Source organism: Afipia sp. DC4300-2b1 (assembly GCF_049895725.1).
Taxonomy (GTDB): domain Bacteria; phylum Pseudomonadota; class Alphaproteobacteria; order Rhizobiales; family Xanthobacteraceae; genus Afipia; species Afipia broomeae.
In genome coordinates this window covers 513,444-526,118 of sequence record NZ_JAFCSX010000003.1, presented here as the reverse complement: position 1 = coordinate 526,118, position 12,675 = coordinate 513,444, and the positions used below count along the sequence as shown (strand labels likewise).

General features: G+C 61.3%; 13 protein-coding genes. 10 read left to right on the top strand and 3 right to left on the bottom strand.

Features of this window, described 5'->3' with window-relative positions:
• Window position 1: 1 nt before the first annotated feature.
• Window positions 2-604 carry a TadE/TadG family type IV pilus assembly protein gene (locus tag ACP7AL_RS15000; protein ID WP_425992464.1) on the top strand — a complete coding sequence of 201 codons (603 nt, stop codon included), beginning with the start codon at window positions 2-4 and terminating at the stop codon, window positions 602-604.
• A 114-nt stretch (window positions 605-718) separates the two neighbouring features.
• On the opposite strand, the gene ACP7AL_RS14995 is transcribed toward ACP7AL_RS15000, so the two are convergent.
• The 3 genes from ACP7AL_RS14995 to ACP7AL_RS14985 all read right to left on the bottom strand — a co-directional run bounded on the left by ACP7AL_RS14995 (window position 719) and on the right by ACP7AL_RS14985 (window position 2,995).
• Window positions 719-931 carry a cold-shock protein gene (locus ACP7AL_RS14995; RefSeq protein WP_002714433.1) on the bottom strand — a complete coding sequence of 71 codons (213 nt, stop codon included), beginning with the start codon at window positions 929-931 and terminating at the stop codon, window positions 719-721.
• A gap of 276 nt (window positions 932-1,207) precedes the next feature.
• Window positions 1,208-1,495 (bottom strand): translation initiation factor IF-1, encoded by a 288-nt coding sequence (gene infA / locus ACP7AL_RS14990; RefSeq protein WP_006022729.1) that lies wholly within the window; start codon window positions 1,493-1,495, stop codon window positions 1,208-1,210.
• 54 nt (window positions 1,496-1,549) lie between these two features.
• Window positions 1,550-2,995, bottom strand: coding sequence for a DEAD/DEAH box helicase (locus ACP7AL_RS14985; protein ID WP_425992461.1), 1,446 nt, complete (start codon window positions 2,993-2,995; stop codon window positions 1,550-1,552).
• A gap of 526 nt (window positions 2,996-3,521) precedes the next feature.
• Here ACP7AL_RS14985 and urtA point away from each other — a divergent pair.
• From urtA to ureC, 9 genes are all read left to right on the top strand, one after another.
• The gene (urtA, locus tag ACP7AL_RS14980) at window positions 3,522-4,841 is read left to right on the top strand and encodes an urea ABC transporter substrate-binding protein (RefSeq protein ID WP_425992459.1); all 1,320 of its coding nucleotides are present in this window, start codon (window positions 3,522-3,524) and stop codon (window positions 4,839-4,841) included.
• A 162-nt stretch (window positions 4,842-5,003) separates the two neighbouring features.
• Entirely contained in the window at window positions 5,004-6,560 is a 1,557-nt protein-coding gene (urtB, locus tag ACP7AL_RS14975) for an urea ABC transporter permease subunit UrtB (protein ID WP_425992979.1), read from the top strand.
• The gene (gene urtC / locus ACP7AL_RS14970; RefSeq protein WP_425992457.1) at window positions 6,557-7,735 is read left to right on the top strand and encodes an urea ABC transporter permease subunit UrtC; all 1,179 of its coding nucleotides are present in this window, start codon (window positions 6,557-6,559) and stop codon (window positions 7,733-7,735) included. The genes urtB and urtC overlap by 4 nt, the downstream gene beginning before the upstream one ends.
• Before the next feature lie 5 nt (window positions 7,736-7,740).
• Entirely contained in the window at window positions 7,741-8,502 is a 762-nt protein-coding gene (gene urtD / locus ACP7AL_RS14965) for an urea ABC transporter ATP-binding protein UrtD (protein ID WP_425992455.1), read from the top strand.
• 181 nt (window positions 8,503-8,683) lie between these two features.
• A complete protein-coding gene (gene urtE, locus ACP7AL_RS14960; RefSeq protein WP_425992453.1) occupies window positions 8,684-9,379 on the top strand; it encodes an urea ABC transporter ATP-binding subunit UrtE in 696 nt (231 codons plus the stop codon).
• 34 nt (window positions 9,380-9,413) lie between these two features.
• Window positions 9,414-10,250 carry an urease accessory protein UreD gene (locus ACP7AL_RS14955; RefSeq protein WP_425992451.1) on the top strand — a complete coding sequence of 279 codons (837 nt, stop codon included), beginning with the start codon at window positions 9,414-9,416 and terminating at the stop codon, window positions 10,248-10,250.
• A gap of 27 nt (window positions 10,251-10,277) precedes the next feature.
• Window positions 10,278-10,580, top strand: a complete 303-nt coding sequence (locus tag ACP7AL_RS14950) for an urease subunit gamma (protein WP_002714442.1) — start codon at window positions 10,278-10,280, stop codon at window positions 10,578-10,580.
• 9 nt (window positions 10,581-10,589) lie between these two features.
• The gene (locus ACP7AL_RS14945; RefSeq protein WP_002714443.1) at window positions 10,590-10,895 is read left to right on the top strand and encodes an urease subunit beta; all 306 of its coding nucleotides are present in this window, start codon (window positions 10,590-10,592) and stop codon (window positions 10,893-10,895) included.
• A 31-nt stretch (window positions 10,896-10,926) separates the two neighbouring features.
• Complete coding sequence (ureC, locus tag ACP7AL_RS14940) at window positions 10,927-12,642, top strand: urease subunit alpha (RefSeq protein ID WP_425992448.1); 1,716 nt, start codon at window positions 10,927-10,929, stop codon at window positions 12,640-12,642.
• Window positions 12,643-12,675: the final 33 nt, after the last annotated feature.

The window sequence follows — 12,675 nt, the reverse complement described above, 5'->3', positions numbered from 1 at the left end:
CATGAAGCTGATTTCGCTTTTCAAATATGTCCGCAGCAGCCGGCAGCTCGTACTCCGGTTCGGCAAGGACAAGCGCGGCGTAGCTGCGGTCGAATTCGTCTTTATTGTGCCGCTGATGCTGGCGCTGCTGTTCGGAATGATCGACGTTTCAAGCGGCGTCGCCATCGATCGCAAGGTGACGCTGACCGCGCGCACGTTGTCCGACCTTGTCTCGCAGGGCACGAAAGTATCGTCCACGGACATCTCGAACTTCTTCAAGATGGGCAGCGCCATCATGACGCCGTATGCCGTCACGCCGGCGACGATGACCCAGAGAATCTCAGCGGTCAGCATCGATGCATCGAAGAAGGCGAAGGTGGTCTGGAGTTACTCCGGCGCTGTCAGCGGCCCCAGCTCTGTCACGGTCACGACCGGCTATGCCAAGGATACAGTCATCACAACGATCCCGGCCGATCTTCTTGTCGCGAACACGCAGTTGATCTGGAGCGAGGTGACCTACACCTTCACGCCGATCACCGGATACATCATCAAGACCAACGTGCCGCTGTCCGAGAACTGCTACACCCGGCCGCGCCAGTCCGACACCGTCACCTATACAAGCTGACCGCAAACGCCTTCCAACAATGTAAAACAAAAAGGCCGTGCGAACGGCACGGCCTTTCGATGCTCTGGTTCTCGTTATCCGAAACTCCCGCAGCGTGAGCCGCAGAAATTCCAGTTAGCCGGCGGCGCGGAGATTGTCGGCCGACGACTTGCCCGAACGGCGATCGGCAACGATTTCGTAGCTGATCTTCTGGCCCTCACGCAGCGTTCCCAGACCAGCGCGCTCGACGGCGCTGATGTGAACGAACACGTCGTTTCCGCCATCGTCAGGCTGAATGAAACCGTAACCCTTAGTCGCGTTGAACCACTTCACTGTTCCCATGCTCACGCAGGTAGTCCTTCTCAAGATAGATATAGTCAAAGCCCACGTCTAAATGGGCTGGTGAGATCGAAATTTGGATGAGGTCGTCAGCGTCTAAACCGGCTGTACCGGTGGATAGCTATGTCGTCCGGCCGAAGATCGATATCTCAATATTACGTGAAAATGGGCCCCGAAACAATCCTGACGGGTGCGGATTTTTGATGCCCGTCCAGCGTGCTCCAGATGCAGGAGATCGCGCATGACGCGTGCCATGCGCGATCCGTATGATGCGGAGAAACCCGCTTATCTGCGCCGAAACTGTCCGCGTGGCGGGGTGCCGCGGGGTGGGCCGCCGGCGCCTCCGGGACGCTCGTCCTTGTGCCGGAAAATCAGGCGGCCCTTCTCGAGATCGTAAGGTGACATTTCGATGGTCACCCGGTCGCCTGCCAGCGTCTTGATGCGGTTCTTCTTCATCTTCCCGGCGGTGTAGGCCACGATCTCATGTCCGGCATCGAGCTGGACGCGATAGCGTGCGTCGGGAAGAATTTCGGTCACCAGTCCTTCGAACTGGATCAACTCTTCTTTGGCCATAGGGGTCTCCAAGTCCTTCTAATCAAGTTCGCTAATTCTGTCCGCGGGTCCGGTTCAGGACCGCTGCGGGCGCTGATTCCGATTGGGCTGATTTTGCGCCGGACGGCTTTCACGATGCAAGAAGGCGACGCCCTGAATACCCTCGCTCTTGCCGGCTTGTGACGGCCGGGACTGTTCGTGGCGATTGCCTTCGAAACGGTTTGCCTGCGCTGGGGCGGCTCCACCCGGACGACGGCGGCGGCGCGGACCCTTCGATCCGGGGGCGCCATCGTTCGCACGCGGGCTATGTCCGTTGTGGCTGTGACCACCTGACCGTGCCGGACGGTGATGCTGCGCGGGCGCGGCTGCGGCCGGACGCTGTTGCTGTCCCGGCGTGCGGCGATCTTCCTTCGGCAGGTTGACCTTGATCAGCCTTTCGATGTCGCGCAGATAGCCAAGCTCCTCACCGGCCGCCACCAGCGAAATCGCAGTGCCGTCAGCGCCGGCGCGCGCGGTGCGGCCGATGCGGTGAACGTAGGTTTCCGGCACGTTGGTCAGGTCGAAGTTGATGACATGGCTGATACCGTCGACGTCGATGCCGCGCGCTGCGATATCGGTTGCGACCAGCGTGCGGATGTCGCCGGTGCGGAATGCCGCCAGCACGCGCTCGCGGTGGTTCTGCGACTTGTTGCCGTGGATGGCTTCAGCAGGAATCCCCGCTTTTACGAGGCCTTTCACGACCTTGTCGGCGCCGTGCTTGGTGCGGGTGAACACCAGCGCGCGGTTGACCTGCTCGGTCTTGAGGATCTGCGCCAGAATGGCGGGCTTCGCGGAATGATCGACCTGGAGGACCTTCTGCGTGATGCGCTCGACGGTGGAAGACACCGGCGTCACAGCGACACGCGCTGGATTGTTCAGCATCTGATCGGCGAGATCGGCGATGTCTTTCGGCATGGTCGCCGAGAAGAACAGCGTCTGACGCTTCGTCGGAAGCTTGGCGACGATTTTGCGGATGTCGTTGATGAAACCCATGTCGAGCATGCGGTCGGCTTCGTCGAGGACCAGAAACTCGACCTGTCCGAGTTTCAGGGCGTTGCCCTGTACCATGTCGAGCAGACGTCCGGGTGTCGCCACCATGACATCGATGCCGGGCATGACGGAGCGGACCTGGCGGCCCATCGGGACGCCGCCGATCGCCAGCGCCGAGGTCAGCTTGATGTGCCGGCCGTAGGCGTTGAAGCTTTCGAGAATCTGGCCGGAGAGTTCGCGGGTCGGGCTCAGCACCAGCACGCGGCAGGTCTTGGGCTGCGGCTTGATACGGTTTTCCAGCAGGCGATGCAGGATCGGAAGCGCGAACGACGCGGTCTTGCCGGTGCCGGTTTGCGCGATGCCGATGACGTCGCGTCCGGTGATCGCGATGGGAATGGTTTGAGCCTGAATGGGGGTCGGCGTGACGTAATTTTCTTCTTTAAGTGCACGCGAGATGGGATCGGCGAGGCCGAAATCCTGAAAGGAGGTCAAAAGGGTATCTTTCTATGAGTCGCAGCGCGCGCCCAGCGGATGCCGGGTGCGGGCGGGTGTCGGAGACACCCGCGTGTCTGGGGCGTCGGTTTTGGTTAGCTGAAGGGGCAAGCCAGAAACCGTAAACGGGATCAGTACACGCGGCTCGCAAGGACCCGATGATTCTCAAGGTCGTAGCGCTCATATGGAACAGGAACACGGCGCTTTCAAGGTGAAAACGACCGGAGGGCGGCAGCATGAGCCTGGAAACTTCGTAGGGGCGGACCTGTCGGGCCGCTTTCTGCTTGAATTGTAGACAACGCAGAATTTTTGATTATTTTTTATGCAAATGCCGAAAGGGAGGTCAGTTTAACTGGTTGAAAAACGGGCAGGCGACATCCGGGTGGATCCGAAACCGAATTTAGACCTGTAAAATCAAAATGTTAGGCAAATCTGTCCCATGGCATAGTTCTTGCGATTCCCTTAACGCCGGCGGCCGAAGGCCGTCGCACAGCGTTTCACGTCTGCGTCAGGGAGATGACATCGCATGACTACGCATTTCAGCAGCGTCGCAGTTGCACCGTTCAGCCGCCGTAAATGGCTGGCCGCAACTGCAGGTCTTTTTTTGGGTCTCGCCACGGTCGGCGCGGCCAAGGCGCAGGAGACCATCAAGGTCGGCGTCCTTCATTCGCTTTCCGGAACAATGGCCATCAGCGAAACCACGCTGAAGGATACGGTGCTTTTCCTGATCGATGAGCAGAACAAGAAGGGCGGCGTTCTCGGCAAGAAGCTTGAGGCCGTCGTTGTCGATCCGGCGTCCAACTGGCCGCTGTTCGCGGAAAAGGCCCGCGAACTGATCACCAAGGACAAGGTGTCCGTGGTGTTCGGCTGCTGGACGTCGGTGTCGCGCAAGTCCGTGCTGCCGGTGTTCAAGGAACTGAACTCGATCCTGTTCTACCCGGTGCAGTACGAGGGTGAGGAGAGCGAGCGCAACGTGTTCTACACGGGTGCAGCGCCGAACCAGCAGGCGATCCCTGCGGTGGACTATCTCGCCAAGGAAGAGAAGGTGCAGCGCTGGGTTCTGGCCGGCACCGACTACGTCTATCCGCGTACCACCAACAAGATCCTTGAAGCCTACCTGAAGTCGAAGGGCGTCAAGGCTGAAGACATCATGATCAACTACACGCCGTTCGGTCATTCGGACTGGCAGACGATCGTGGCCGACATCAAGAAGTTCGGTTCGGCTGGCAAGAAGACGGCGGTGGTTTCGACCATCAACGGCGACGCCAACGTTCCGTTCTACAAGGAACTCGGCAACCAGGGCATCAAGGCGACCGATATTCCAGTCGTCGCGTTCTCGGTCGGTGAAGAAGAACTCGCCGGCATCGACACCAAGCCGCTGCTCGGCCATCTCGCCGCCTGGAACTACTTCCAGTCGATCAAGACGCCGGAGAACGAGGCTTTCATCAAGTCGTGGCAGGCCTACACCAAGAACCCGAAGCGCGTGACCAACGATCCGATGGAAGCGCATGTGATCGGTTTCGACATGTGGGTGAAGGCCGTCGAGAAGGCCGGTTCGGTTGACGCCGACAAGGTGATCGACGCTCTTCCCGGCACCAAAGCCAAGAACCTCACTGGCGGCGTGTCGGAAATGCTTCCGAACCATCACATCACCAAGCCTGTGTTCATCGGCGAAATCAAAGCCGACGGCCAGTTCGATGTGGTGTGGAAGACCCCGGGCCTGGTGGCCGGCGACGCCTGGTCGAAGGAGCTTGAGGGCTCCAAGGACCTGATCGGTGACTGGGTCGGCAAGAAGTGCGGCAACTTCAACACCAAGACCAACAAGTGCGGTGGTCAGGGCTCCTGAGCAGCGTTACGCGGCGTGATGCATCCGCGGCGCATCACGCTCTGATCTGAAACGACCGGAAGGCGGCGGCAGTCGCCGCCTTCCTCTCACCTCTGCCGGGGTTGTCAGGTGTTTTCCTTAGTTCTTCATCGCTGCCGTGCGGCGGCTATTGTGCTGATATTGATGATCGTCTCGGGCATGCCGGTGCTGGCCGGTCCCTTTGAAGACGCGGTCGCGCAATTCGCCAACGATTCATTTTCCGATACCGAAGCCGCCATCGGTGCGCTCGCGACCAGCGGCAATCCGCTTGCGTTCCCGATTATCGACGCACTTCAGGACGGCCGCCTGTTGGCCGATCCGCAGAGCAGGAAGGTTTTCGTCAAGGACAAGAGCGGCAAGGTCACTGACGCCGCAACCGGTGAAGCCGCGACTGCGCCATCGGGCGCCGTAGCGGTACGCCTCAACAATCGTCTGCGCCGCACGGTGGACGCCGCGCTTGGCGGACTGACGTTGCTGTCGCCGGACCCCGCGAAGCGCATTCAGGCGGCGCAATCCGTTTTCAAGACCCATGACGCGGCTTTCCTGCCGGTCATCGAAGGCGCATTGCAGAAGGAAACCAACAGCGGCGCGAAGCGGGCGTTTGCCGAAGCCAAGGCCGCGATCGTGCTGTTCGATCCGAAGGCCTCCGAAGCCGACAAGCTCGATGCGATCTCGGTGATCCGCGATCGCGGCGATCAGGAAGCATTGGCTTTGCTGACAGGTTTGTCGTTCGATCCGTCGTCCGCGCTGGGGCGGACCTCCGCCGCTGCCATCAGTTCGATCCAGAGCAAGCTCGCGATCTGGGCGACGGCGCAGAATGCCTGGTACGGCCTGTCGCTCGGCTCGGTACTGCTGCTCGCCGCCATCGGTCTCGCCATCACATTCGGCGTGATGGGCGTCATCAACATGGCGCATGGCGAGATGGTGATGATCGGCGCTTACGTGACCTTTATGGTGCAGGAAGTCATCCGCACCAGTTATCCCGCTCTGTTCGACTACTCGCTGCTGATCGCCGTGCCGCTCGCCTTCCTTGTGGCGGGACTCATTGGCGTCGTCATCGAGCGGACCATCATCCGCTTCCTCTACGGCCGCCCGCTGGAGACACTGCTCGCGACATGGGGACTGTCGCTGGTGCTCCAGCAGGCGGTCCGTACCATGTTCGGTCCGACCAACCGCGAAGTCGGCAATCCGTCGTGGATGAGCGGCGCGTTCGAGATCGGCCAGATGACGATCACCTACAACCGGCTCTGGATTGTGGTCTTCACTATCGCCGTGTTCTTCATTCTGCTCGGGATGCTGCGCTTCACCAGTCTCGGGCTTGAGATGCGCGCCGTGACGCAGAACCGCCGCATGGCGGCCTCGATGGGCATCGCCACCTCGCGCGTCGATGCGCTGACGTTCGGTCTCGGCTCGGGCATCGCCGGCATTGCGGGCGTGGCGCTGTCGCAGATCGACAACGTCAGTCCCAATCTCGGTCAGAGCTACATCATCGACTCGTTCATGGTGGTGGTGTTCGGCGGCGTCGGAAATCTGTGGGGCACCCTGGTCGGAGCACTGACCCTCGGTATGGCCAACAAGTTCCTAGAGCCGGTGGCGGGAGCGGTGCTCGGCAAGATCGCCATTCTGGTGCTCATCATTCTGTTCATTCAGAAGCGGCCGCGCGGCCTGTTCGCGCTCAAGGGCCGGTCGGTGGAAGCATGATGCCGTATCTGCTCACCCGCTCGCTCAACAAAAGCGCGACGATCTTCCTGCTGATCGTCGCTGCCGTCGGCATCTTCGTGCCGCTGTCGAACCTGTTGTTGCCGGCGTCCTCGCCGTTTCAGGTGCCGACCTATCTGATGGCGCTGTTCGGAAAGTATCTCTGCTACGCCATCCTCGCGCTCTCGATCGATCTGATCTGGGGCTATTGCGGTATCCTGTCTTTGGGCCATGGCGCGTTCTTCGCGCTCGGTGGGTATGCGATGGGCATGTACCTGATGCGCCAGATCGGCTCACGCGGCGTCTACGGCAATCCGGTGCTGCCGGACTTCATGGTGTTCCTGAACTACAAGGCGCTGCCGTGGTACTGGTACGGGTTCGACATGTTCTGGTTCGCCGCGCTGATGGTGCTGCTGGTGCCGGGGCTGCTGGCGTTCTGCTTCGGCTGGCTCGCGTTCCGGTCGCGCGTCACCGGCGTGTATCTCTCCATCATCACCCAGGCGATGACCTACGCGCTGCTGCTGGCGTTCTTCCGCAATGATTTCGGCTTCGGTGGCAACAACGGCCTGACCGATTTCAAGGACATCCTCGGCTTCAATGTGCAGGCGCAGGGAACACGCGCCGTGCTGTTCATCCTGTCCTGTATCGCGCTGGCTCTCGCGTTCCTGATCTGCCGTGCCGTCGTCACATCCAAGCTCGGCAAGGTGCTGATCGCGATCCGCGATGCGGAATCCCGCACCCGCTTTCTCGGCTACCGTGTCGAGAACTACAAACTGTTCGTGTTCACCCTATCCGCCTGCATGGCGGGCGTCGCGGGGGCGCTGTATGTGCCGCAGGTCGGCATCATCAATCCCGGCGAATTCGCGCCGGGCAACTCCATTGAAGCCGTCATCTGGGTGGCGGTCGGCGGCCGTGGCACACTGACTGGCGCTGCGCTTGGCGCGATCGTCGTCAACTACGCGAAGACGGTGTTCACGTCCGGCGTCCTCGCGCCGTACTGGCTGTTCATGCTCGGTGCGTTGTTCATTCTGGTCACGCTGCTGCTGCCCAAAGGCATCGTCGGCACCGTCAAGGATTGGTGGGCGGGCCGCCGTGAGCAGCTTGCTGCCGATGAGGCCAGCGCTGCGGCGGAAGACGGTGTGAGCAAGCCCGGCCTCAAACCTGGTTTAGCGGAGTAGGGCATATGAATGTCATGGACACCCGCGCAACCTCGGCCATGCTCTACCTCGACGGCGTGCACGTCTCGTTCGATGGCTTCCACGCCATCAACAACCTGTCGCTGACCATTGCGCCGGGCGAGATGCGGGCCATCATCGGACCCAACGGCGCCGGCAAGACCACAATGATGGACATCATCACCGGCAAGACCAAGCCGGACGAGGGCGATGTGCTGTTCGACGGCAAGACCGATCTCACGCGGCTCGACGAGACGCAGATCGCCGAACTCGGCATCGGCCGCAAGTTTCAGAAACCGACGGTGTTCGAAAGCCAGACCATCGAGGACAATCTGCTGTTGGCGCTGAATGTCGATCATCGGGTGCGTGGCACGCTGTTCTGGCGCGAGACGCCGGATGAAAGCGAGCGGATCGAGCGCGTGCTTGAGACCATCCGCCTGAAGGATTCACGCGACCGCCTGGCGGGCGCGTTGTCTCATGGGCAGAAGCAATGGCTCGAGATCGGCATGCTGCTGGCGCAGGACCCCAAACTGTTGCTGGTCGACGAGCCGGTGGCGGGCATGACGGACGTCGAGACCCACCAGACCGCCGAACTGCTCAAAGAGATCAACAAGGACAAGACTGTCGTCGTCGTCGAACACGACATGACGTTCGTGCGCGAACTGGGCGTTCGCGTCACATGCCTGCATGAAGGTTCGGTTCTCGCGGAAGGCACGCTGGATCAGGTCTCGAACAACGAGCGCGTCATCGAAGTGTATCTGGGGCGGTGATGTTTCAGGCTTCGCAACATTATTTGCGTGCACCTCGAAACTTCTCCCTCCCCCCTTGCGGGGGAGGGTTGGGGAGAGGGGTGAAACGGCGCTCAGGTTTCGCGGCTTACCACCCGCCCTGTCCCTCCCCCGCAAGGGGGGAGGGAACCAGAATGGGAAGATCGACGGAGGCGATGCCGCCATGCTCGACGTAAAGGACATCACTCTCTACTACGGCGCGGCGCAGGCCTTGCGCGGCGTCTCGCTGACTGCCGAGCCCGGCAAGGTGACCTGTGTGCTCGGTCGCAACGGCGTCGGCAAGACCAGTTTGCTGCGCGCCATGGTCGGCCAGTATCCGATCAGGGACGGCTCGATCACCTTCGATGGCGCGGATCTTGGCCCGCTGAAGCCCTATGAGCGTGCACGTAAGGGCATCGGCTTCGTGCCGCAGGGCCGCGAGATTTTTCCGTTGCTGACCGTCGAAGAAAATCTCAAGACCGGCTTTGGGCCACTCAAGCGTGAAGACCGCACCATTCCGAACGACGTGTTCTCGCTGTTTCCGGTTCTAAACACCATGCTGGGGCGGCGAGGTGGCGACCTTTCCGGCGGCCAGCAGCAGCAGCTCGCGATCGGCCGTGCGCTGGTGATGCGGCCGAAACTGCTTTTGCTCGATGAGCCGACTGAAGGCATCCAGCCCTCGATCATCAAAGACATTGGCCGCGCCATTACCTATCTGCGCAGCCTGGGCACTATGGCGATCGTTCTGGTCGAACAGTATCTCGACTTTGCCTGCGAGCTCGGCGACAATTTCGCGGTCATGGACCGCGGCGCGGTGAAGTTCACCTGCGACCGCGGCAATCTCGATCCCGCCGAAATCAGCCGCCAGATGGCGCTGTGAAGCGGGATCGCGTGACCTGAACTGGCCGGGGCGGATGCAGAGCAGGACAAGTGCCTCAGAAGCGGAGATGTTCGCTGCCAACCGAGCGGTCGGCAGGGTGAAGTTCGACGTGCATCTCAAGGACGGCGCGACGCGCCGCCGCCAGTTGCATGAAGAAGGCTCGCTCCGCGTGCGGTTTCCCTCACCGGAGCAGCAGGGTCTGTCGGCGGTGTTCGTCAACACGGCGGGCGGCATCGCGGGTGGCGACCGTTTCGACATCGGCATCGCGGCCGGGGACGGGGCACATCTCACCGTGACCACCGCAGCCGCCGAAAAGATTTACCGCTCCCATGGACCAGAGGCGCAGGTGAATATCGCGCTGCGCGCTGGCGATGATGCGCGTCTGGCGTGGTTACCGCAGGAAACCATCCTGTTCGATCAGGCGCGTGTGATGCGGCGGATCGACATCGATCTGTCACAGAGCGCATCGCTTCTGCTCTGCGAAATCGTTGTGTTTGGCCGCGCCGCCATGGGCGAGGTCATGGCGCACGGCAGCTTCACCGACCGCTGGCGGCTACGGATCGGCGGCAGACTCGCTTTCGCCGAAACCATCCGGCTCGACGGTGACATTGCGGGGAAGCTGGCAAGTCGCGCGGTCGCGAACGGTGGCATCGCCATCGGAACGGCGCTGATCGTGCCCGGCGACGAGGCTGTCGTTGAGCATATTCGCGAGGTGTCCGATGCGTTCGGTGCGGAAGTTGGCGTTTCGGCGTGGAACGGATTTGCAATGGCGCGTTTCTGCGCCCAGGATGCGGCGCGGCTTCGCGCCGATATGATGAAAGTGCTGGAACGTGTGAGCCCATCGGGCTTGCCGCGACTCTGGCTTAACTAGAATTCAGATAAACCGGATACTGCCCGCATGAATTTGTCTCCTCGCGAAAAAGACAAGCTCCTGGTTTCCATGGCCGCCATCGTCGCGCGGCGCCGCCTCGAACGAGGCGTGAAGCTCAATCATCCTGAAGCGATTGCGATCATCTCGGATTTCATCATTGAAGGCGCACGCGACGGCCGCACCGTCGCCGACCTGATGAAGGCTGGTGCGGAGGTCATCACCCGCGAGCAGTGCATGGATGGCATCGCCGAGATGATTCACGACATTCAGGTCGAAGCGACGTTCCCCGACGGGACGAAGCTGGTGACCGTGCACGAACCCATTCGTTGAGGAATCCAAATGATCCCCGGTGAACTCTTCATCAAGGACGGCGATATCGAACTCAATGCCGGCCGCAAGACGGTGACGCTGACCGTGGCGAACACCGGCGACAGGCCGATCCAGGTCGGCTCGCACTATCATTTCTTCGAGACCAATCCGGCGCTGAAGTTCGACCGCAAGAAAGCGCGCGGCATGCGGCTCGATATTGCAGCGGGCACCGCTGTCCGTTTCGAGCCGGGTCAGACCCGCGAGGTCCATCTCGTGGCGCTTGCGGGGAAGCGTACGATCTACGGTTTCCGCGGCGACGTGATGGGCAAGCTGTGAGCGGTATCATTTTCAAGGCAGGGGCACGCTAATGGCCACCAAAATTTCCCGCTCCGTCTATGCCGCTATGTTCGGCCCCACCACCGGCGACAAGGTTCGGCTCGCCGACACCGATCTCATCATCGAGGTCGAGAAGGATTTCACCGTCTACGGCGAGGAAGTGAAATTCGGCGGCGGCAAGGTGATCCGCGACGGCATGGGCCAAAGCCAGATCACCAACAAGCAGGGCGCGGCCGACACCGTCATCACCAATGCGCTGATCGTTGACCACTGGGGCATCGTCAAGGCCGACGTCGCGATCAAGGATGGAATGATCTCCGCCATCGGCAAGGCGGGCAATCCGGACATCCAGCCCGGCGTCACCATCGTGATCGGTCCCGGCACCGACATCATTGCGGGCGAAGGCAAGATTCTCACCGCAGGCGGTTTCGACAGCCACATCCATTTCATCTGTCCGCAGCAGATCGAACACGCGCTGATGAGCGGCGTGACGTCGATGCTGGGTGGCGGTACGGGGCCGTCGCACGGCACCTTTGCCACCACCTGCACGCCGGGGCCGTGGCATATGGCGCGGATGATCCAGTCGTTCGACGCGTTTCCGGTCAACCTCGGCATTTCAGGTAAGGGTAACGCCTCACGACCCGCCGCTCTGGTCGAGATGATCAAGGCGGGCGCCTGCGCGCTGAAACTGCACGAGGACTGGGGCACCACGCCCGCCGCCATCGACAACTGCCTCTCGGTCGCCGACGACTACGATATTCAGGTGATGCTGCACTCCGACACGCTGAACGAGTCAGGGTTCGTTGAGGACACCATCAAGGCATTCAAGGGCCGCACCATCCACGCCTTTCACACCGAAGGCGCGGGCGGCGGCCATGCGCCGGATATCATCAGGGTGGCCGGCCTGAAAAACGTTCTGCCGTCGTCGACCAATCCGACCCGGCCGTTCACGCGCAACACCATCGACGAACATCTCGACATGCTGATGGTCTGCCATCATCTCGATCCGTCGATCGCGGAAGATCTGGCGTTCGCTGAAAGCCGCATCCGCAAGGAAACCATCGCGGCAGAGGACATCCTTCACGACCTCGGCGCGCTGTCGATGCTGTCGTCAGACAGTCAGGCGATGGGCCGCCTCGGTGAAGTGATCATCCGCACCTGGCAGACCGCCGACAAGATGAAGAAGCAGCGCGGTTCGCTGCCGGAGGACAAGGGCAAGGACAACGACAATTTCCGCGTGAAGCGCTACATCGCGAAATACACCATCAACCCTGCGATCGCGCATGGCGTGTCGAAGCTGATCGGTTCGGTCGAGAAGGGCAAGATGGCCGATCTCGTGCTGTGGTCGCCGGCGTTCTTCGGGGTGAAGCCGGACTGCATCGTCAAGGGCGGCTCGATCGTTGCCGCGCCGATGGGCGATCCGAACGCGTCGATCCCGACGCCGCAGCCGGTGCATTACCGGCCGATGTTCGCCGCCTACGGCAAGTCGCTGACCGCATCGTCGGTGGTTTTCACCTCGAAAGCGGCGATTACGGGCGGGCTGGCCAGGAAGCTCGGCATCGACAAGAAGCTGTATGCTGTTTCAAACACCCGCGACCGCATCTCCAAGAAGAGCATGATTCACAACGGAGCGACCCCGAATATCGAGGTCGATCCCGAAACTTACGAGGTGCGCGCCGACGGCGAATTGCTGACCTGCGCGCCCGCGGAGGTGCTTCCCATGGCGCAGCGCTATTTCATGTACTAGGGTCCCCGGCCTGAAATAGCAAAATCCGGGAGG